Annotated in this window: 19 protein-coding genes; 13 read left to right on the top strand and 6 right to left on the bottom strand. The window is 68.8% G+C overall.

Annotated elements, in window-relative coordinates:
- Positions 1 to 118 precede the first annotated feature (118 nt).
- Entirely contained in the window at positions 119 to 982 is an 864-nt protein-coding gene (locus tag ACFVH2_RS00750; RefSeq protein ID WP_378420580.1) for an IclR family transcriptional regulator, read from the top strand.
- Positions 979 to 1905, top strand: coding sequence for an alpha/beta hydrolase (locus tag ACFVH2_RS00745; protein WP_378420579.1), 927 nt, complete (start codon positions 979 to 981; stop codon positions 1903 to 1905). The genes ACFVH2_RS00750 and ACFVH2_RS00745 overlap by 4 nt, the downstream gene beginning before the upstream one ends.
- 3 nt (positions 1906 to 1908) lie before the next feature.
- Here the strand turns inward: ACFVH2_RS00745 and ACFVH2_RS00740 are convergent, their stop codons facing one another.
- Positions 1909 to 2526 carry a PadR family transcriptional regulator gene (locus tag ACFVH2_RS00740; protein ID WP_378421361.1) on the bottom strand — a complete coding sequence of 206 codons (618 nt, stop codon included), beginning with the start codon at positions 2524 to 2526 and terminating at the stop codon, positions 1909 to 1911.
- 197 nt (positions 2527 to 2723) lie between these two features.
- On the opposite strand from ACFVH2_RS00740, the gene ACFVH2_RS00735 reads away from it, so the two are divergent.
- Positions 2724 to 3242 carry a flavin reductase family protein gene (locus ACFVH2_RS00735; protein ID WP_378420577.1) on the top strand — a complete coding sequence of 173 codons (519 nt, stop codon included), beginning with the start codon at positions 2724 to 2726 and terminating at the stop codon, positions 3240 to 3242.
- A 16-nt stretch (positions 3243 to 3258) separates the two neighbouring features.
- On the opposite strand, the gene ACFVH2_RS00730 is transcribed toward ACFVH2_RS00735, so the two are convergent.
- The gene (locus ACFVH2_RS00730; protein WP_378420576.1) at positions 3259 to 4887 is read right to left on the bottom strand and encodes an AMP-binding protein; all 1629 of its coding nucleotides are present in this window, start codon (positions 4885 to 4887) and stop codon (positions 3259 to 3261) included.
- Positions 4888 to 5032: 145 nt separating this feature from the next.
- Between ACFVH2_RS00730 and ACFVH2_RS00725 the strand changes: the two genes are divergently transcribed.
- Genes ACFVH2_RS00725 through ACFVH2_RS00715 form a run of 3 tightly spaced genes read left to right on the top strand, consistent with a single transcriptional unit; the run spans position 5033 to position 7361 of the window.
- Positions 5033 to 5404 carry a nuclear transport factor 2 family protein gene (locus ACFVH2_RS00725; RefSeq protein WP_378420574.1) on the top strand — a complete coding sequence of 124 codons (372 nt, stop codon included), beginning with the start codon at positions 5033 to 5035 and terminating at the stop codon, positions 5402 to 5404.
- Positions 5405 to 5427: 23 nt separating this feature from the next.
- A complete protein-coding gene (locus ACFVH2_RS00720; protein ID WP_378420571.1) occupies positions 5428 to 7089 on the top strand; it encodes an FAD-binding protein in 1662 nt (553 codons plus the stop codon).
- A 14-nt stretch (positions 7090 to 7103) separates the two neighbouring features.
- Positions 7104 to 7361 (top strand): hypothetical protein, encoded by a 258-nt coding sequence (locus tag ACFVH2_RS00715; RefSeq protein ID WP_378420570.1) that lies wholly within the window; start codon positions 7104 to 7106, stop codon positions 7359 to 7361.
- 126 nt (positions 7362 to 7487) lie between these two features.
- Here ACFVH2_RS00715 and ACFVH2_RS00710 read toward each other — a convergent pair whose 3' ends face one another.
- Complete coding sequence (locus ACFVH2_RS00710; protein WP_378420568.1) at positions 7488 to 8336, bottom strand: alpha/beta fold hydrolase; 849 nt, start codon at positions 8334 to 8336, stop codon at positions 7488 to 7490.
- A 440-nt stretch (positions 8337 to 8776) separates the two neighbouring features.
- Between ACFVH2_RS00710 and ACFVH2_RS00705 the strand changes: the two genes are divergently transcribed.
- From ACFVH2_RS00705 to ACFVH2_RS00675, 7 genes are all read left to right on the top strand, one after another.
- A complete protein-coding gene (locus ACFVH2_RS00705; protein WP_378421359.1) occupies positions 8777 to 10300 on the top strand; it encodes an MFS transporter in 1524 nt (507 codons plus the stop codon).
- Positions 10301 to 10491: 191 nt separating this feature from the next.
- Positions 10492 to 11355, top strand: a complete 864-nt coding sequence (locus ACFVH2_RS00700; RefSeq protein WP_378420566.1) for an alpha/beta fold hydrolase — start codon at positions 10492 to 10494, stop codon at positions 11353 to 11355.
- Positions 11356 to 11473: 118 nt separating this feature from the next.
- On the top strand, positions 11474 to 12193 hold the full coding sequence (locus ACFVH2_RS00695) for a PaaI family thioesterase (protein ID WP_378420564.1): 720 nt from the start codon (positions 11474 to 11476) through the stop codon (positions 12191 to 12193).
- A gap of 118 nt (positions 12194 to 12311) precedes the next feature.
- Entirely contained in the window at positions 12312 to 13484 is a 1173-nt protein-coding gene (locus ACFVH2_RS00690) for an NADH:flavin oxidoreductase (protein WP_378420562.1), read from the top strand.
- 65 nt (positions 13485 to 13549) lie between these two features.
- Positions 13550 to 14101: a TetR/AcrR family transcriptional regulator gene (locus tag ACFVH2_RS00685; protein WP_378420561.1), complete on the top strand. Its 552-nt coding sequence runs from the start codon at positions 13550 to 13552 to the stop codon at positions 14099 to 14101.
- A gap of 185 nt (positions 14102 to 14286) precedes the next feature.
- Positions 14287 to 15882 (top strand): GMC oxidoreductase, encoded by a 1596-nt coding sequence (locus ACFVH2_RS00680; protein ID WP_378420560.1) that lies wholly within the window; start codon positions 14287 to 14289, stop codon positions 15880 to 15882.
- 247 nt (positions 15883 to 16129) lie between these two features.
- Positions 16130 to 17263, top strand: coding sequence for a lipase family protein (locus ACFVH2_RS00675; protein ID WP_378420559.1), 1134 nt, complete (start codon positions 16130 to 16132; stop codon positions 17261 to 17263).
- A gap of 10 nt (positions 17264 to 17273) precedes the next feature.
- Here ACFVH2_RS00675 and ACFVH2_RS00670 read toward each other — a convergent pair whose 3' ends face one another.
- Genes ACFVH2_RS00670 through ACFVH2_RS00660 form a run of 3 tightly spaced genes read right to left on the bottom strand, consistent with a single transcriptional unit; the run spans position 17274 to position 19714 of the window.
- A complete protein-coding gene (locus ACFVH2_RS00670; protein WP_378420557.1) occupies positions 17274 to 17951 on the bottom strand; it encodes an SDR family oxidoreductase in 678 nt (225 codons plus the stop codon).
- Between the two features lie 9 nt (positions 17952 to 17960).
- Positions 17961 to 18749, bottom strand: coding sequence for an ABC transporter permease (locus ACFVH2_RS00665; protein ID WP_378420555.1), 789 nt, complete (start codon positions 18747 to 18749; stop codon positions 17961 to 17963).
- Positions 18746 to 19714, bottom strand: a complete 969-nt coding sequence (locus tag ACFVH2_RS00660) for an ATP-binding cassette domain-containing protein (RefSeq protein ID WP_378420553.1) — start codon at positions 19712 to 19714, stop codon at positions 18746 to 18748. Before ACFVH2_RS00660 ends, ACFVH2_RS00665 begins: the two co-directional genes overlap by 4 nt.
- Positions 19715 to 19794: the final 80 nt, after the last annotated feature.

Genomic DNA, 19794 nt, shown 5'->3' with positions numbered 1-19794 from the left:
CGTATTCCTAATAGGAATACATCGGATCGGAAGCCCTCGCCGGTTCGACGCACAGCCTGCGAGCCCGGCCGCCTGGATCCCCCCTGATGGCCGCGCCGCCCTCACGTCCGGAGGATCGATGACAACTCAGCTCGAAGCCAACACCCCGACCGCGGTACTCGACCGCGTCTCGCTGGTCCTGGATGCCTTCGACGGTCCCGGGCGTCTGACGCTGGCGCAGATCGTGCGACGCACCGGCCTGCCGCGGTCCTCCGCGCACCGGATGCTCGAGCGCCTCGTTCAGCTGCGTTGGCTGCGTCGCGAGGGCCGCGACTACGAGCTGGGCATGCGACTGGTGGAACTCGGGTCGCTCGCGGTCCACCAGGACCGGTTGCACCGCGCGGCGCTGCCGTTCCTGCACGAACTGCACCGGGTCACCGGACACGTCGTGCACCTGGCCATCCTCGACGGACCCGACGTGGTGTACCTCGAGAAGATCGGCGGACGAATGGCCGCGGCCATCCCGACCCGCGTCGGCGGCCGCTACCCCGCGCACTGTACGGCGGTCGGCAAGGCCATCCTCGGCTTCAGCGGCGAGGACCAGCTCACCAGCTTCGACGCCGACCTGCTCGGCCGCAAGACGAAGTACTCCATTTCCACCGGCGCCCAGCTGCGCACGGAGCTGGCGAAGGTCCGTGCCCACGGCATCGCGTTCGAGCGCGAGGAATCGCTGCCCGGATTCGGTTGTGTCGCAGCGCCGATCGGCAACATCGGTGAGGCCGTTGCCGCCGTGTCGATCTGTGGGCCGATCGCACAGATGAAGCTCGATCACCGGCTCGCCGCACCGGTGCGGATGACCGCCCTCGGTATCTGGCGCAACGTCGAGGGCGGACCCGTCCGGGTGCAGCCGACGCTCCAGCAGCAGCCCCGCCCGCTGACCGGCGGCCCCGCGCGTCCCCGGCCCATCGCGCCCGCCCCGCTGCAGGATCTGCAGTACGCATGAGTGGCGACGCCGAGGTGGCGGCACTGCTCAAGGTGCTCGACGCCGGCTTCCCGAAGATCGAGAACATGACCGGGCCGGAGGCCCGCGCCGCTATCCGGTCGCGCTACCGGGCCCCCGCCGATCCCGAGCCGGTCGCACGCAGCGAAGAACGGCTGATCCCTGGCCTCGCCTCGGAGATTCCGGTTCGGATCTACTGGCCGACAACGGAATTCGATGGCGGTCCGGCCCCGGTCGTGGTGTTCGCGCACGGCGGCGGGTTCGTCTTCTGCGACCTCGACACCCACGACGGGATCTGCCGGGCGATGGCCAACGGCGTCGGTGCGATCGTGGTGTCGGTCGACTACCGGCTCGCCCCGGAGGCCGCTTGGCCGGCGGCCGCACAGGACGTGTACGCCGCGGTCGAGTGGGCGTCCGCGCACGCTGCCGAACTCGGCGGCGACCCAAGTCGACTGGTGGTCGCGGGCGACAGTGCGGGCGGCAACCTCGCCGCGGTCGTCGGGCTGATGTCCCGGGACCACGGCGGTCCGTCGATCGCCGCCCAGCTGCTGCTGTACCCGGTGATCGCCGCGGACTTCGAGACGGACTCCTACCGACAGTTCGGCAGCGGGTACTACAACACCCGTGCGGCCATGCAGTGGTACTGGGACCAGTACGTCCCGGTCGCCGACCGCGACCACCCGCACGCCTCACCGATCCGGGCGGAGCTGGCCGGGCTGCCGCCCGCCGTGGTGGTGACCGCCGGCTGCGATCCGCTCTGCACCGAGGGCGACGCATATGCCGATGCGCTTGCCGCGGCGGGTGTTCCGGTGACCCATCGTCGCTACGACGACGGCATCCACGGCTTCATGACACTGAGCGTGCTGACCCTCGCGGGACTCGCCCAGAAGCAGGCGTGGGCCGACCTGCGCGATCTGCTCGGATAGGCGTCAGTCGAGATCGGGGTTGTCGGCCTCGGTTTCCACCTCGACCTGACGCCAGACGCCGGGGGTGGGCTTCGGGAAGCCGGCGTCGTCCCCGTCCTGGACCTGGGCGAGGACGGCGGCGGCCTCGTCGATGTCGGCGATCAGCAGTTCCGCCAGTTCGCGCTCGGCGGCGTAGTAGCGCTCGGACCAGCGCAGCACGATCTTGGAGTAGGCCCAGGCCGGTTCCTTGTCCGCGCCCGCGGCGTCGGCCGCAGCGCGGCGCTCCATCTTCCTCGTGTACTCGATGTGCTCGCGCAGGATCTCCTTGAGCCGGTCCGGCTTGTTCAGATGGCCGAGCCAGATGCGCAGCATCACACCGTGTTTGAGCATCGGGGGGTCGATCGGGGCCTCGTTCGACCACTTTCGCACCGCGGCCGTGCCCGACTCGGTGATCTTGTAGAGTCGCCGGCCGCGGACGCCGTTGTCGTGCTGGACCCGGGAGGTGACGAACCCGTGCTTCTCGAGCTTCTTCAGTTCCGTGTAGACCTGGCTGAAGGACGGGCTCCAGTAGAAGAACTTGATGCTCCAGTCGGCCCACTTCTTGAGCTCGTAGCCGGAGAGTTCCTCCTCGAACGCGAGCATGCCGAGGACCGCCCAGCTCGTTGCGGGCAGGCTTGGTAGGTCAGACTCGGAGGCCGATTCGGTCGGTGCCACGCCGGAAGCCTAACAATTGGACAAGTGCCCGAGACAGGGTGAGCTACCACTGACCGGGACGGTGGATAGCGTGGCGCGCACCGGCAGCTGATCCTGGTAGTCGCCCGTTTCGTCAGGAGGAACCCATGAGTGCAGAGAACATCGCCGTCGCCGAGCAGGAGACCCTGTCCGCGCCCGACGCCGCCACCCTCAGAAAGGTGATGGGGCACTTCTGCACCGGAGTCGCGGTGATCGCCGCCCACGACGGCGAGCGTCCGCTCGGGTTCGCCTGCCAGTCCGTGGTGTCGGTGTCGCTGGAACCGCCGTACATCTCCTTCTGCCCGGCGAAGACCTCCACCAGCTGGCCGCTGCTCCGCGAGGCGGGCGAGCTGTGCATCAACATCCTCGCCCACGACCAGAAGGACGTGTGCTCGACCTTCGCGGTGAGCGGTGGCGACAAGTTCGCCCAGATCGACTGGAGCCCGGCGGGCAACGGTGCCCCCGCACTCGGTGGCTCGCTCGCCCGGATCGAGGCCACCGTCGAACTCGAGCACGACGCAGGCGATCACACCATCGTGCTGGCCCGGATCACCGCCCTGCACGCCGACCCCGACGGCCGGCCGCTGCTGTTCTTCAAGGGCGGCTTCGGCGGGTTCGCGGGCTAGCGGGCCATCTGCAGCGTCAGCCGCGCTGACGCTGCAGAGCGAGTTCGCGAAGGTCACGGCGTGAGGGCTTCCCGGACGCGATCCTCGGCATCTCGCTGAGCAGGACCACCTCCGCCGGGACCTTGTAGCCGGCGAGCAGGCTGCGGCAGTGCGCGAGCAGCTCGGTCTCCGACACCGAGTGGCCGGCTCGCGGCACCACGTACGCGATGCCGCGTTCGCCGAGCCGCTCGTCGGGCACGGCGATCACCGCCACCTCGCCGACGGCCGGGACTCGGCTGAGGGTCTGCTCCACCTCGGAGGGGTACACGTTGAACCCGCCGACGATGAACATGTCGCCGAGGCGATCGACGATCCGCAGATTGCCGCCCGCGTCGAGCACTCCGACGTCGCCGGTGTGCAGCCAGCCGTCCGCGTCAATCGCACTCGCGGTTGCCGCGTCGTCCTCGAAGTAGCCCGACATCACGTTGAACCCCCGCACCAGCACCTCGCCGGTGACGCCGTGATCGACGGTGGCGCCGGCCGCGTCGATCACCCGCACCTCCACGCCGGGGAGCGGCGGCGCCCCGAGTGCCGCGGCGCTGGTGTCGGCCGTCGGGTGCCGTGCCGACACCGTGCCTGCCGACTCGGTCAGGCCGTACCCCGTCACGATGAACGGGACCCCGAGCTCGGTGCTGATCCGATCGAGCAGGCCGGTGGAGACGGTCGTGGACCCCGTCACCGCGAGTCGCGGCGGGCGGTAGGCGTCGTTGGTGCCGTCGCTCAACGCGTCCATCAGGTCGGTGAACAGCGTCGGGGGGCCGGACAACACGGTGATCGACTCCTGGCCTATCAGGGTCAGCGCCGCGGCCGCGTCGAACACGTCGACCGCCACGTAGCAGCCGCCGCAGAGCAACGCGGCCAGCAATCCGGCGTTGAGACCCATCGAGTGCGACAGCGGCGTCACACCGAGGATCCGGTCGCCGGGGCCGATCTCGAGTCGTTCCGACAACGCGCGGTACATGCGAACCAGTTGGCCGTGGCGAAGCACCACGCCCTTGGGCCGCCCGGTCGACCCGGACGTCGACATGACGTAGGCGATGTCCTCGGGGGCGGGCGGGGCCGTGCGACCCGATGCCGACAGGTCAACGGGCCGCGGCTTCGCGGCGCACCCGAGGAATTGCGTCCAGCTCGTGATGTGGACATCCGGTTCGCGGTGGAAGTCGACGATCTGCCTGAGTTCGGGCAGCCCGACGACCGGACCGTCCGGGCCCGACACCCCGGCGGCCGCCCGGAGCATTGCTGCGTAGCCGGTGCCGAGGAAACCGTCGTCGACGAAGAGCATTCGGCTTCGGGTCCGGCTGAGTTGCCGCGCCGCTTCGGCGCCGCGAGCCCTGGTGTTGATCGGCACCACCACCGCGCCGATGGAGTGGGCGCCGAGGGCGACGACGGCCCACCGTGCGGAGTTCGGCGCCCACAGGGCGATTCGGTCACCCCTGCGTACGCCGCTGGCGGCCATCGCCATACCGGCGCGTGACGCGGCGGCGGCGAGCTGCTCGTAGGTCAGTCGCTCCCGGCCGTCCACGACGGCTTCCCGATCCGCATGGCTCCGGGCCGCCTCTATCAGCACCGCCCATACGGTGCCCGGTGTGATGTCGCCGACAGTCATATGGGAGGGACCGTACCCGACCGGGTGTGGGTGCGACACGGCCGTCGACGGCCTCCCGCTGGGCGGGAAGGGGGGATCCGTCGAAAGTCCCCTGTGGCTACCGTCACATGCTGAGACCACCCATCACTGTCCCCGGGAGAACCAGATGGCTTCAGCAGACGAAATCCGCTCCGCGGTCACGAAGTACCTCGCCGCGGTCGGCGACGGGACCTCGGCAGACGTTGCCGCGCTGTACGCGGAGGACGCCACCCTCGAGGATCCGGTCGGCACCGAGCCGAAGGTCGGCCGCGCGGCGATCCAGGAGTTCTACAGCGCGCTGGACGCGGTGAAGAACAAGACCGAGCTGCTCAGCCTGCGGGTCGCCGGCAACACCGCCGCCTTCCACTTCCGCGTCATCACCGAGGCCGGTGAGCAGACGATCACGGTCGAGCCGATCGACGTCATGACCTTCGACGACGAGGCCCGGATCACCAGCATGCGCGCCGTCTGGTCGCAGGAAGACATCAGCTTCAGCTGAGTCACAAGCAAGAGAGAGATTCAATGTCAGCTAGCGAACAGTCCTGGGATCACGAGGTCGATTTCCTGGTCGTCGGCAGCGGCTGCGGCGGCCTGACCGGCGCCCTCGCCGCGAAGGATCGTGGTCTGGACACCCTGGTCATCGAGAAGGCGGCCGTGTACGGCGGCACCACCGCGCTGTCCGGTGGCGGTGTCTGGGTGCCCAACAATCCGCTGCTGGTCCGGGAGGGACTCGGTGACTCGCGCGCCGACGTACGCACCTACCTGGACGCCGTGGTCGGCGACCGCGTGCCGTCGAAGAACCTCGACGCGTTCATCGACGAGGGCCCGAAGACGCTCGAGTTCCTGGAGAACTCCAGCAAGCACATGCGCTTTCAGTGGTGCACCGGCTACTCCGACTACCACCCCGAGCAGCCGGGTGGCAGACCTGCGGGCCGCACCATCGAGCCGCTGCCGGTGAACCTCAAGGAGCTCGGCGAGGACGAGGCGCTGCTGCGTCCGGCCGCCCTGGCCACGCCGCCCGGACTGTTCATAACCTCGAAGGACTTCGTCCAGCTCAACATGGTGACGCGGACCTGGAAGGCCAAGTGGACCGCGCTGCTCACCGGCATGCGCGCGGTCAAGGCCATCGTGCTCCGGCGCAACATGGACACGCTCGGTCGTGCGCTGATCGCCCGGCTCCGCCTGGCTCTCAAGGACGCCGGCGTCCCGCTGTGGCTGAACACGCCGCTGCAGTCGCTGGTCACCGACGAGTCCGGCGCCGTGGTCGGCGCGGTCGCCGAGAAGGGCGGCCGGGAGTTCCGCATCCGGGCGCGCAAGGGCGTGCTGCTGGCCAGCGGCGGGTTCGAGTACAACCTCGACATGCGCAAGCGCTACCTCCCCGAGGGTGGCAAGGACAACTTCAGCGCAGCCGCGGTAGAGAACACCGGCGACGGCATCATCGCCGGCGAGAAGCTCGGCGCGGCAGTCGATCTCATGGACGACGCCTGGTGGATGCCGTCGTTCCTCCGTCCCGACGGCATCAACCAGGTGCTGGTCTCGGAGCGGTCGATCCCGCGCTCGATCATCGTCGACCAGCACGGCAAGCGGTTCACGAACGAGGCGTCGCCGTATGTGACGTTCGTGCACCAGCAGCTGGCCGGTGGCCACGAGCCGACGTGGTTCGTCTTCGACCACAAGGCCAAGAACCGCTACCCCATCGGCGGCATCATGCCGGGTCAGAAGTTCCCGAAGTCGTGGCTCGACAGCGGCCTGATCCAGACCGCCGAGACCATCGAGGAACTCGCCGCCAAGATCGACGTCCCCGTGTCCGCGCTCGCCGATACGGTTCAGCGCTACAACGGTTTTGCGCGGGCGGGCCGGGACGAGGACTTCAACCGGGGCGTCAGCGCGTACGACAACTACTACGGTGACCCCTCGCTCCCCCAGCCCACGCTCGACGTTCTCGACAAGGGCCCCTACTACGCGCTGCGCGTGCGGGCCGGTGACCTGGGTACCAAGGGCGGGTTGGTCTACAACGAGAAGGCACAGGTGCTCCGCGCCGACGGCGTGGTCATCAGCGGCCTCTACGCAACCGGTAACACGTCGGCTGCGGTGATGGGCAATGACTATGCCGGCGCGGGCGCCACCATCGGCCCCGCGATGGTGTTCGGCTACATCGGCGCTCGGCACGCGGCCGAGGCCTAGCAGGAGGGTCTCTCATGCAGGAACTGAGCTGCGACAGCTGCGGAAACCGCGTGCTGGTCGAGAAGTACAGCCCCACCCATACGAGCGTGCAGTGGCTCGACGACGCGGAGTCGGCGTGCCCGGAATTCGCGCGCCGGGCGGCGCTGGGCGAGAGCAGCAAGTGGGTGCCCACCTGTGCCGCCCTGAAGGACTCCATCGAGCGGGCCGCGTTCGAGGGCGTGCTCGAGACCGACTCGCTGCGCAGCTACCCGGTGCCCGGCCAGCTGGTGTAGTCCAGTCCTGCCGACCGCAACCGGGGTGACCCGGTGTCACGTCCCATCGATTGTCGATACGGACGCGACACCGGGTCATCTGTCGTTTCCGGGCGGGCCGGGAAACGCCGTCACTGCCACGTCCGGCTATCGTCCCAGGAACTCCAGCGTCAGCCGCTCGAAGTCGGCCTTGCGCTCGATCTGGGCCCAGTGCCCGCACCGCGAGAACACGTGCAGTTCCGCGTTCGGCATCTGCCGGAACGGGAACAGGCTGCCCTCGTAGGGCAGCATCCGATCGTCACGGCGCCAGACGAGCAGCGTCTCCTGCCGCACCTGTGCGGCCCTGGCCCACAACTGCGGGCGGTCCGCGAAGCGCGGATCGGAGAACGTCTGAAAGATCTTGAAGGTGTTGGCGATTGCGCCCGGGGCGAGGGCGTTCGCCAGCCGCTGATCGATCAGTTCGTCCGTGACCACGGCGGGGTTGCCGACCATCGTGTCCACCCACGCGACCATGCCCTCCCGCGTAGGGTTCGCCAGGAACTCGAACAGTCGGCGTGATCCCTCGCTCACCGGCGGCGCGAAACTGTTGACCGCCAGACCGCCCGGACCCATGAGCACCATCCGGCGTACCCGCTCGGGGTGGGCGAGGGCGAACTCGGTACCGACGTTGCCGCCCATGGAGTTCCCGACGATGTCCACGCTGTCGATGTCGAGCTCGTCGAGGAAGTAGCGGATCGCGTCGGCCGCCACCCTCGGGTACACGTCGTTCCACTCCCGGGCCGGGCTGCGACCGAAACCCGGCATGTCGAGGACGATCGTGCGGAAGTGCTCCGCGAACACCGGGAAGTTGCCCGCGAAATTCGACCATCCGCTCACCCCCGGGCCGGAGCCGTGGAGCATCAGCAGCACCGGTCCGCTGCCGGCCTCGTGGTAGTGCAGCTCGTACTCGCCCCCCATCGTCCTGCTGGTGCTGTCGAAATCGAGAACGGCCGTCATGGGGCTCCTTCGGGTGGTGGGCGTCACAATGGTGCCCTCAACGTAGCCAGCCCACGTTGTGCGCGAGGCGATCTCGTTCCGCTCATCGGGAGACCCGGCGGCGGTCGCCGGTCCCCGTGCCCTACGCTGCCCGGCCCCCGCGTCGGGAGCGTGAACGGGCATGGTGACGACCGTCTCGTGGCGGGGGTGGCAGGACAGTGCTACACGCCCGATTTGCCCTCTAACCTCGAGATTTCGGGTCGAGACGAGGCGTGAATCGTTTCGATCTCCCGCTGGGCGGAACAACGCATGGTGCGAGATGCCTCCTGGGCATTGTGATGTCGATTACACATTCAGTCGGCAAGCAACTGGTGAATGTGAACACCCACCACATGCCCGGCTCGAACACCTCGTCGGTCTCCGACACCGAGTTCCGTGGATACACCCGAAAGGACCCGATGATGGTCGCTCCAGCAAACTCCGGATTGGCAGGCTCACCGCCGCAGGATCCGAACGCGCCGCAGCGGTGGACGCCGCGCCTGATCTTCTCCCTGGCCTCGATCGTGCTCGTGCTCGAGATGCTCGCGATCAGCTACATGATGATCTCGATGGCGCAGCCTGCGATCTCGACGCACTACCAGACCACGCAGGGCGCCTGGCTGCTGACGTCCTTCCTGCTCGTCGGCGCGGTCACCGCACCGTTGATCGGCAAGCTCGCCGACATGTACGGCAAGCGCAAGCTGCTACTGGCGTGCATCGCCGTCGCTGCGCTCGGCTCCCTCGTCTGCGCGGTCGCCTCGAGCTATGCGGTCATGATCGTCGGCCGGTCCCTGTCGGGCCTGCTGATCCCGTGCCTGTTCCTGAGCTACTCGCTGATTCGTGACGTGTTCCCCGCGAAGACGGTCGCTCTGGCCGTCAGCATCGCAACCAGCGGCATGGGCCTGATCGCCATCCCGGCGCCGTTCATCACCGGCTGGCTGATCGACAACCACGGCTTCCGGAGCATCTTCTGGTTCTTCGTCATCGGCCTCGTCGTGCTCGGCGCGATGATCACGATCAGCACCGACGAGTCCTCCGTCCGGTTGCGTTCGCGCCTCGACGTGCTCGGCGCGGTCCTGCTCGGCGCCGGCCTGGCGGGCATCCTGGTCGCGATCAGCTTCGGCCCCACCTGGGGCTGGAAGTCCGGCTCGACCCTCACCTACCTGTTCGGTGGCATCGCGCTGATCGTCGCGTGGCTGGTCACGGCCGGAACCGTCAAGGAGCCGCTGATCGACCTCAAGGTGCTGCGTCGCCGTCCGGTCATCCTCACCGCCGCCGCGGCCGGCTGTGTCTACGGCGTCAGCGGCCTGTACACGCTGCTGCTGCCGATGCTCGCCATGACGCCCGCGATCATGGGCCTCGGCTACGGATTCGGCGTCGACGCCGAGGGCTTCGCAATCTTCCAGGCACCGATCGGCGCCATGACCGTGATCGGTGGCCTGATCGTCGGCATCCTCGTCGGTCGTCGCTTCGCCAAGCCGCGCCCGCTGATGGCCATCGGCATGCTTTCCGCCGCTCTTGGCTGCGCCCTGACGGCGTACTCGCATGACAGCAAGCCGTCGCTGATCCTGTTCGCCGGCCTGGTCGGCCTTGGCATGGGCATGGGCTACGCGGCCGTGCCGAACCTGCTGATCGAGGCGGTGCCGCCGCAGCTGCAGGCGTCCACCGCGAGCATCGTCGGCGTCTTCCAGAGCGTCTTCCCCGCCATCCTTCCGGTCATCGCGTTCACCGTCATGAACAACTCGTACATCGCACCGATCCCGCCCGAGATGACGGGGGGCTTCGTGTTCTACACCGACAGCGGCTTCAAGGTGGCGTTCCTGATCGGCGCCGCTGCCGCGATCGCGGGCCTGGCGCTGGCGTTGCTGCTGCCGCGCAAGATCGAGCAGGCGACGGTGTCCGCCAGCCAGATCGCGGACCAGCCGGCGATGGTCACCGCCGACTGATCCACCACCGCCGCACACATGGGTGAAGGGACCCAGCGCTCGGTCAGACCGAATGCTGGGTCCCTTCACCCGTTGGTGGGCGCGGACTTGCCCACTGACCGGAACGGCATCTGGGAGCCGGGCGGCGGTAGTGGGACCGTTGTGGGTAAATCGGCGGGCTGAGGCACCGCTTCGTGAGACGGAGGTAGACGATGACATCTGACCTGAGTTACGAAGGCACTCTTCGGGAGATCTCCACCGAGCAGGGCGTCCTGCGCTACCACGAGGCAGGCGACGGCCCCCCGCTGCTGCTGCTGCACGGGTCCGGCCCCGGTGTCACCGGTTGGCGCAACTTCCGCGGCAACCTCGGGGTCTTCGCCGAGCACTTCCGTTGCCTGGTCCTCGAGTTCCCCGGCTTCGGCGTCAGCGATGACTTCGGCGGCCACCCGATGGTCACCGCCCTCGACGCGGTGGCGAAGTTCGTCGACGCGCTCGGGCTCGACAGCGTCGACATCATCGGCAACTCGATGGGCGGCGGCGTCGCCATCAACTACGCCATCGCCCGTCCCGACAAGGTGCGCCGGCTGGTGACCATCGGCGGCATCGGCAAGAACATCTTCAGCCCCGGCCCGGGCGAGGGCATCAAGCTGCTGCAGGAGTTCACCGAGGAGCCGAGCCGCGAGCGCCTGATCCAGTGGCTGCACTCGATGGTCTACGACCCGGCGATGGTGACCGACGAGCTGATCGAGGAGCGCTGGACGCAGGCCACCGATCCGGCCACCCTCGACAGCGCGCGCCGGATGTACAGCAAGGCGGCCTTCTCGATGATGGTCAAGGCGATGGAGGCCTCCGACGCACCGCCGCCGTGGGCGATGATGCACAAGGTGCAGGCGCCGACGCTGCTCACCTGGGGTCGCGACGACCGGGTCAGCCCGCTGGACATGGCGCTGATCCCGATGCGGACCATCCCGAACGCCGAGCTGCACGTGTTCCCGAACTGCGGGCACTGGGCCATGATCGAGCAGAAGGACGCCTTCGAGGCGGCCGTCCTGAGCTTCCTGCTCCGGAAGGCGTAGCACCTCCGCGCATACGTTGAACGGGGGTTCATGGCTCACATCCCGCCCGGGAATGAGCCATGAACCCCCGTTCAGTTCGTTGGCGGCGGGTTCGGTTCGGGCCGTATGTAGAGTGCACATGACTTCCAGTACGAGTGAGGCCACCGTGACAGATTCGATCGCCCGCCAACAGTCGCTCTACGTCCAGGACGGGATGTCCGACGAGGACATCGCGCGGCAGGCGGACCTCTACGGACCCCTCACCGACAGCGTTCGGGAGCTGATCGAGATCGCGCTGCTGACCGAGGTCGAGGACCCGGCAGACCTGCGCGCCGCGCAGGAGAACCTCGAGGCGGCCAAGCAGATCCTGCGCAAGCGCATCAACCCGGGGCCGTACGGCGTTCGCTGGGGTGCCTCCGGTCAGAAGCGGGCCTGGGGCAATGCCGCAGTCGGACTGCGCAATCCGATCGCGCCGCCACTGGTGCTCAATCACGATCCGGACGGTCGGGCGTGGTGCGACTTCCACCTGGGCTCGCAGTACGAGGGCCCCGCAGGGCTGACCCACGGCGGGGTGTCCGCGCTCATCCTCGACCAGGTCCTCGGTTCAGCCGCGGAGGCCGGCGGGGCCCCGGGCATGACCGGCACCCTCACCCTGCGGTACCGCCGGCCCACCCCGCTGGGTGCGCTGCACACCGAGGCCCGGATCGACCGCGTCGAGGGGGTCAAGACCATCGTGGTCGGCCACATCGCCGATGCCGACGGTGTCTGTGTGGAGGCCGAGGGGATCTTCATCCTGCCGAAGTGGGCGCGACAGCAGGATCCCTCGACGATAGGCGGGCCCGCGCCCGACGGCTTCTGACGTCGTCGCGCCGCACTCCCCTGGTCGCCGGTCGAATTCTCCCGCTCAGCGGTCGATTCCGGAACCGGCCGCATCACGGCGCCCTACCATCGGCCAAACCCGTATCGGAGGATGACCCGTGACCAGTCCCGATGTGCTCGCTCCCGCCTCGCTCGGCCCGTTGACCCTGCGCAACCGCATCATCAAGTCCGCGACCTTCGAGGGCCGGACACCGAACGCGCTGGTGACCGACGAGTTGATCGAGTTCCATCGTCGACCGGCCGCGGGTGGGGTCGGCATGTCCACCGTCGCCTACTGCGCGGTCGCGCCGGAGGGTCGCACCGAGTACGGCCAGCTGTGGATGCGTCCCGAGGTAGTTCCCGGGCTGCGCCGGCTGACCGACGCGATCCACGCCGAGGGGGCCGCGGCCTCCGCGCAGCTCGGGCACGCGGGGCCGGTCGCGAACCAGAAGTCCACCGGCTTGCCCGCCCTCGCTCCGTCGCGGTCGTTCAACCCGATGAGCATGAAGATGATTCGCAGCGCCACCGCCGAGGACATCGCCCGGATCACCGCCGCGCACGGCAATGCCGCGAAGCTCGCGGTCGAGGGCGGCTTCGACGCCGTCGAGATCCACTTCGGGCACAACTACTTCGCCAGTTCGTTCCTGAGCCCGAAACTCAACCACCGCAAGGACTCCTACGGCGGTTCGCTGGAGAACCGGGCCCGGATCGTGCTCGAGACGGCCCGCGCCGTCCGCGAGGCGGTGGGTGGCAAGATTGCGATCCTGGCCAAGCTGAACATGGACGACGGGGTGCCCGGTGGCTTCCGGGTCGACGAGGCGATCCAGGTGGCGCAGTGGCTCGAGGCCGACGGCAGCCTCGACGCGCTCGAGCTGACCATGGGTAGTTCGCTGCTCAACCCGATGTACCTGTTCAAGGGCGACGCGCCGATCCGCGAGTTCGCCGAGGCGATGCCGCAGCCGATCAAGCTCGGCGTGCAGCTGGTCGGCAGGAAGTTCATCCGCGAGTACCCGTACACGCCGCTGTTCATGCTCGAGCAGGCCCGCCTGATCCGCGCGGCGGTGTCCATGCCGCTGGTGCTGCTCGGCGGGGTCACGGACCGGGAGGGCATGGACACCGCGATGGCTGAAGGCTTCGAGTTCGTGGCCATGGCGCGCGCGCTGCTGCGCGAGCCGGACCTGGTCAACAAGATTGCCGCGGATCGGGGCACCCGATCGCTGTGCGACCACAACAACCGGTGCATGCCGACGATCTTCAGTGGCGCCCGCTGCGTCCTCGTCGAGCCCGCCTAGGAAGCCCGCCGGAAACGGATCACCCGTAGCGGGGTCCGTGACCGCGCCTGCCCGATAATGGCTGGGTGCGGTCACGGAAGAAGATCTTGAACGCCACGCTCGAGCTGATCGAGAGTGCCGGCTACGGGGGCGTCACCGTCGCGGCGGTGGCCCAGGGCGCGGGCGTCACGCGGCAGACCGTCTACTCGATCTTCGGTACGCGTGAGGAACTCGTCTCGCAGGCGGTCTCCGGGCTGGTCGTCCAGGTACTGGGGGACATCCGCGCCCGGCTGGACGCCGCCGACTCGGCCTTCGAGTACGTCGCCGAACTCATCGTCGCAGGCCGGGCCGCCGTCCGCGACCATCCGGTGCTGACCACCCTGCTCGAGGCGGAGCACGGCAACCCGCTGTTCGACGCGGGCATGATCGCGCGCGCCAGACCCATTGCCCGCGAACTGCTCTCGCCGCTCGGCGAGCGTGTTCCGAATCTTCAGCCGAGCCTCGACGACGTCGTCGAGATCGCGCTTCGCCTCGGCATCTCGGTCATCCTCTTCGAGGACGAAGCCGTCCGCACCGACGGAGATCTGCGCGCGTTCCTCGCCCGTTGGCTGCAACCGGCGATGACGCCCCGGTCCTAGGGCGCGGGGCCACGCCCGATCGCCAGTTCTTGACACATTTGGACACCAGTGTCTAGTTTTAGCTCGCTCTTGGGAGTGGGTCGGATCACTCCGCCTGCCTGACTCGTCTGGCTACCCGGCACATGCCGGGTGGCCAGACCGATCGTTCGTCGAGCTGATCGTGTCCGAGAAGTGGGGGAACTGCTGTGCCCGAGATCAACCGCCGGTCCTTTCTCTCCGGTGCCGCCGCCGCGGGAATAGCGTTGGCGACGCCGTGGACCGCCAAGGCCGCCAACGGGATTGCGGCCCGAGTCGGCACCGTTCCGGTGACCCGCGAGGAGCACCGGGTGATCGTGGTCGGATCGGGATTCGGCGGAGGTGTGTCGGCCCTGCGCCTGGCCGAGGCGGGCGTGCCGGTACTCGTGCTCGAACGTGGGATCCGTTGGCCCACAGGGCCGAACGCGGAGACGTTTCCGCATCCCACCTCGCCGGACAAGCGCATCCTCTGGTACCGGTCCGCACCACAGCTGTTCGGCACGCCGGTCGCCTTCGAGCCCTACGCCGGCCTGATCGAGGCGGTTCCGGGCGACAACATGACCGCGCTGTGCGCTGCGGGTGTCGGCGGCGGTTCACTGATCTATCAGGGCATGAGCCTGCAACCCTCGGAGGCCGTGTTCAACGCGCACCTCCCGCAGGAACTCGACTGGGCGACGATGGACCGGGTCCACTACCCCCGGGTTGCCCGCATGCTCCAGCTCGCCGTTGCGCCGGACGAACTCGTCGACAGCCCGAGTTACCGCGCGCCGCGCATCTTCGCGGAGAACGTGAAGCGCGCGGGGCTTCCGCTGTCGAAGATCCCGATGCCTATCGACTGGAACTTCGCCCTCGACGAGGTCCGCGGCCGCATGAAGCCCTCGTACACCAACGGCGACGGTGCGCTCGGCGTCAACAACGGCGGCAAGCACTCCGTCGACGTCACCTACCTCGCCGCGGCCGAAGCCACCGGCCGGGTCACGGTGCAGACCCTGCATCAGGTCACCGACGTCGAGCGGGCACCGGACGGACGGTGGACGGTCCACGTCGAACGGATCGACTCGGCGGGCAGGGTGCTCGAGAACAAGATCCTCACCACGAAGGCGCTGGTGATGGCTGCGGGCAGCCTGAACACCACCAAACTGCTGGTGCGCGCGGCGGCACACGGCCGGATCCCGGACCTGCCCGACGGTCTCGGTGAGGGCTGGGGCACCAACGCCGACCGCATCTACGTATGGACCAACCCCGAACGGGAGTTCGGCGCCACCCAGGGCGGGCCGGTCGTGTACGGCAGCTTGAACTGGGACGATCCGTCCAACGCCCACACCGTCATCCAGGCTTCGATTCCGTCGCTGTCCGTGGACGTGCGAAGCACCATGCTGGTCGGCTACGGCGTCAGCGACGGGCGCGGCAGGTTCGAGTACGACTCGGCCACCGACGCCGCGGTGCTGCGCTGGCCGAGGGAGGGCGACTGGGCCATTCAGAACGGACACATCGACCCGACGGTCCGTGCAATCGCCGGCCCGACGAGCGTGCTCACCGACACCAACGCGGTGTTCCCCTCGACGTGGCACCCGCTCGGTGGCGCATCCATGGGGTCGGTGTGTGACCTCGAGGGCCGCGTGCAGGGCCAGCCGGGGCTGTACGTGCTCGACGGCGCGCTCATGCCGGGCAACACCGCCGCGTGCAATCCGTCCTTGACGATCGCCGCGGTGACCGAGCGAGCGCTGGACCACATCGTCGCGCGTGATGTCGGCACGGTGATCTGACCCGCACACCGAGCACCTCGCCCCGACGAACCGAGCGGAAAGACACGCCATGACCAACTCCCCCCGACGCGTCCCCTGCACGTCCCGGTATCTGACGAAGCCTGCGGCAGTCGTGCTGATCGCTTGCGCCACAGCTGCATCCGTTCTCGCCGGGTCCGGCACGGCAGTCGCCGACGGGGACACGGACTTCTACTCCCCTCCGGTTCGCCTGAGTTCGATCCCGGGAGATGTTCTCCGCACGGAGGCGATGCCGTTGTTCGCCTCGGCCCCCGGCGGCGACGGAAGCTGGCCGGCCACGGCGCAGCGCGTCATGTACACCTCACGCCTGCAGGACGGCTCGCCGACCGCGGTGACGGGCACCTTCGTCGAGGGGAATCACCCGTGGCGCGGGACGGGGCCACGCCCGACCGTGGTCATCGCCCCCGGCACGGCCGGACAGGGTGACCAGTGTGCGATGTCGCGTGCCTTCGCCACGGGGATGTATGCGACCGCCGGTCCGCCGTCGCTGTCGGCCAACCAGGAAGCGGTTTCCGCGGGTGTGTGGACCGCGCTGGGTGCGCGAGTCTTCGTCACCGACTACATCGGGCTCGGCACCCCGGGCATCCACACCTACGCCAACCGGGTCGAGCAAGCACACGCCGTGCTCGACGCGGCGCGTGCCGCCAACAACCTCGGCGGCGGCGCGTCGACACCCATTGCGCTGTGGGGCTATTCGCAGGGCGGCGGCGCCACCGCCGCCGCGGCGGAACTGGCCGCCTCCTATGCCCCCGAACTGAATCTGAGGGGCACCTGGGCGGGCGGGCCGACCGCCGACCTGGAAAGGGTGCTGGCACAGATCGACGGAAATCTCATCGGCGGCGCCATCGGGTTCGCGATCAACGGGTTCGTCGCTCGCAATCCCGAACTCGGCAAGACAGTCCACGAACGCCTCACGCCCGAGGGACTGACAGTGCTCGGCGAGCTCGGCACCGAGTGCATCGCCGATGTCATGGCCCGCCAGCCGTTCCTGCGGACCGACGCGTACACCAGGAACGGTCGGTCGCTGCTCGACAACCTGCGCAGCGCGCCCGAGGCGATCCGAGTCCTCCGCGAGCAGCGGTTGGGCACTCTCGCGCCCAGCGCGCCGGTGCTGGTCACCAGTGGCCGCAACGACGACACCGTTCCGTACGGTCAGGCCCGCCAACTGGCCGTCGACTGGTGCGACCGAGGTGCCGGCGTCACCTTCCGTACCAACGACCTACCGCCCGTCGCGCCGGGCACGACCTTCGTCAACCACTTCGGACCCGAGCTCATCGACGGATTTCGCACGAACGGCGCGGTCTCGTACATTCTCGACCGGCTGAACGGCGTTCCGATCGGTCCGGGCTGCGAATTGACCTGACAGCCGGTTCCTACCGCGCGATCGGGCGCAGCACGATCTCGATCGGATGGGCGTCCCGCGCCGTCTCGACCGCCTGCCGGACGGCGACGGCCACCGTCTCCGGGGTGAGGAACTGGTCGGGGTCGTACTCGCCGCCCTCGGTCGCGACGATCGCCTGCTGCATGTCGGTGGCGATCCGGCCGGGGTGGACCGAGGTGACCCGCAGGGCCGGTTCCTCCTGACGCAGTGCGTCGCCGAACGCGCGCAACGCGAACTTGCTGGCCGCGTATGCGCCCCAGCCGGAGTTCGCACGCAGTCCCGCACCCGAATTGATCAGCACCACATGGCCGTTCGATTCGCGCAGGGCGGGCAGCAGCAGTCGGGTCAGCTCCGCCACCGCGAACACGTTGGCCTCGAACGTCCGACGCCACGTGTCGATGCCGGTCTCGGCGACGGTGCCCAGGTCCGCAACGCCTGCGTTGTGCACCAGCACGTCGAGCCGCTCGATCCCCGCGGCGGCGGCCGCAACCGCCGGGTAGTCGGTCAGGTCCACCGGCCACCCGCGGGACCCGGGCAACTCGGCCAGGATCGGTTGCAGCGCCGGGGAATTCCGGGCACCGAGCAGGAGGTCGTGGCCAGGCGCCAGTTCGCGGGCAATCGCGGCACCGAGGCCACGACTGGCCCCGGTGATCAGTGCAGTCGGTCGCATGCGTCGACCCTACGCATTCTCCTTGGCGAACGTCCGGGCCCCGATCGCGGCGAGCACCACCGCGAGCACCACGGTCACGGCGGTCCCGACGTACACGTCCGACGACCCGAAGTCGCCCCGGAACAGCGCGCGGGCCGCGTCGACGGTGTGCGAGAGCGGGTTGATCCGCGCCAGCGTCTGCAGCCATCCCGGGCCGAGGGTCATCGGCAGCAGGATGCCCGAGAGCAGCAGCAGCGGAACCGAAACCATGTTCAGCACCGAGGCCAGCGAATCCTCCGACCGGGTCGCCAGGGCCAGTGCGTACGAGGCCGAGGACATCCCGGCGGCGATGATCGCGACCAGAACGAGGGTGAGCACGAATCCGAGGACATTGGGACGCAGGTCGAACAGCAGCACCGCGACCAGCACCAGGATGGTCGCCTGCACCATCAGCACCACCATGTCCTTGAGCACCCGCCCGAGCAGCAGCGCGGACCGGCTGGCCGGCGTCACCCGTTGCCGCTCGATGATCCCGGCGCGCAGCTCGTAGACCATGGAGAAGCCCGCGAACATCGACCCGAACAGGCCGATCTGGATGATCAGACCGGGCGTGAACACCAGCCACGGATCGGTGCCCGCGCCGACCGAGCCGCTGACGCCCTCGAGCAGCGGGCCGAACAGCACCAGGTAGAGGATCGGCTGGCTCAGCCCGATCAGCACCCACAGTGGGTTCCGCAGGCTCGCCCGCAGGTGCGACCAGAAGATCAGGCCGGTCTCACGCGCCGTCGACGTGACGGGGAAGGTGTCGGTCAGTGTCATCCCTGGTCTCCATCCCTGAGCGACCGGCCGGTGACGGTGAGGAACACGTCGTCGAGACTCGGTCGTTTGACGGTCAGCGACCCGGGCACGATGCCGGCCGCCTGGAGTGCGTGCAGCAGCGGGACCACGGCGGCGTCGCCCTTCTCGACGGTCAGGTGCACGAGGTGACCCTCGGTGAGTTGGGAGCGGAGGTCGAGGGTGCCGTCGGCCACCTCGACCGCGCGGGCGGCCAGTTCGGGGGCGATCTCGAGGCTGATCACGTCGCCGGAGATGCGCCGCTTGAGCTCGTCCGGTGTCCCCTCGGCGACGATCTCGCCGTGGTCCATCACCAGGATCCGGTCACAGAGCGCGTCGGCCTCGTCCAGGTAGTGGGTGGTGAGCACGATCGTGGTGCCGCGCTCACGCAGTGACCGGATGTGGTCCCACAGGTTCGCCCTGCTCTGGGGGTCGAGGCCGGTGGTCGGCTCGTCGAGGTAGATGAGGTTGGGCTGGTGCACCAGTCCCAGCGCGATGTCGACGCGCCTGCGTTGACCGCCGGAGAGCTGCTTGCACTTGCGTCTGCCGAGTCCGTCCAGGTCGAGCGTGTGCAGCAGTCCCTCCGCGTTCGCGACGGCCGACCGTTTGCTCAATCCGAACAGCCTGGCCTGCAGGACCAGTTCGTCGATGACCAGTTCCTCGTCGTGCGTCGCACCGCCCTGCGCGACGTAGCCGATCCGGGACCGCACCAGCCGCGGGTCGCGCAACAGGTCTGCCCCGGAGACGACGGCGTCGCCCGCGGTGGGCTCGATCAGGGTGCTGATCATGCGGAGGGTGGTGGTCTTGCCCGCGCCGTTGGGCCCGAGGAGGCCGAGGATCTCGCCCTCCCGGACCTCGAAGTCGATGCCCTTGACGGCTTCGACCGGACCGGTCTTGGTGGCGAAGGTGCGCGCGAGACCCGTGACGCTGATCATGGCGGGGGTGCTCATGGGCTCACCCTAGGCAGGACCACCGACATCCGCTCGCCCGTACGAGTCGGGCGCGGTGGCGACGTTTCCCGCTGCACACA

This window comes from Rhodococcus sp. NPDC127527, assembly GCF_042672245.1.
Classification (GTDB): Bacteria; Actinomycetota; Actinomycetes; order Mycobacteriales; family Mycobacteriaceae; genus Rhodococcus_G.
This window is presented reverse-complemented; position numbering and strand designations above follow the sequence as displayed.

Coding starts and splice junctions, on each gene's coding strand:
- ACFVH2_RS00750 (WP_378420580.1), top strand. CDS start 119: ATGACAACTCAGCTCGAAGCCAACACCCCGACCGCGGTACTCGACCGC.
- ACFVH2_RS00745 (WP_378420579.1), top strand. CDS start 979: ATGAGTGGCGACGCCGAGGTGGCGGCACTGCTCAAGGTGCTCGACGCC.
- ACFVH2_RS00740 (WP_378421361.1), bottom strand. CDS start 2,526: ATGCTCGCGTTCGAGGAGGAACTCTCCGGCTACGAGCTCAAGAAGTGG.
- ACFVH2_RS00735 (WP_378420577.1), top strand. CDS start 2,724: ATGAGTGCAGAGAACATCGCCGTCGCCGAGCAGGAGACCCTGTCCGCG.
- ACFVH2_RS00730 (WP_378420576.1), bottom strand. CDS start 4,887: ATGACTGTCGGCGACATCACACCGGGCACCGTATGGGCGGTGCTGATA.
- ACFVH2_RS00725 (WP_378420574.1), top strand. CDS start 5,033: ATGGCTTCAGCAGACGAAATCCGCTCCGCGGTCACGAAGTACCTCGCC.
- ACFVH2_RS00720 (WP_378420571.1), top strand. CDS start 5,428: ATGTCAGCTAGCGAACAGTCCTGGGATCACGAGGTCGATTTCCTGGTC.
- ACFVH2_RS00715 (WP_378420570.1), top strand. CDS start 7,104: ATGCAGGAACTGAGCTGCGACAGCTGCGGAAACCGCGTGCTGGTCGAG.
- ACFVH2_RS00710 (WP_378420568.1), bottom strand. CDS start 8,336: ATGACGGCCGTTCTCGATTTCGACAGCACCAGCAGGACGATGGGGGGC.
- ACFVH2_RS00705 (WP_378421359.1), top strand. CDS start 8,777: ATGGTCGCTCCAGCAAACTCCGGATTGGCAGGCTCACCGCCGCAGGAT.
- ACFVH2_RS00700 (WP_378420566.1), top strand. CDS start 10,492: ATGACATCTGACCTGAGTTACGAAGGCACTCTTCGGGAGATCTCCACC.
- ACFVH2_RS00695 (WP_378420564.1), top strand. CDS start 11,474: ATGACTTCCAGTACGAGTGAGGCCACCGTGACAGATTCGATCGCCCGC.
- ACFVH2_RS00675 (WP_378420559.1), top strand. CDS start 16,130: ATGCCGTTGTTCGCCTCGGCCCCCGGCGGCGACGGAAGCTGGCCGGCC.
- ACFVH2_RS00670 (WP_378420557.1), bottom strand. CDS start 17,951: ATGCGACCGACTGCACTGATCACCGGGGCCAGTCGTGGCCTCGGTGCC.
- ACFVH2_RS00665 (WP_378420555.1), bottom strand. CDS start 18,749: ATGACACTGACCGACACCTTCCCCGTCACGTCGACGGCGCGTGAGACC.
- ACFVH2_RS00660 (WP_378420553.1), bottom strand. CDS start 19,714: ATGAGCACCCCCGCCATGATCAGCGTCACGGGTCTCGCGCGCACCTTC.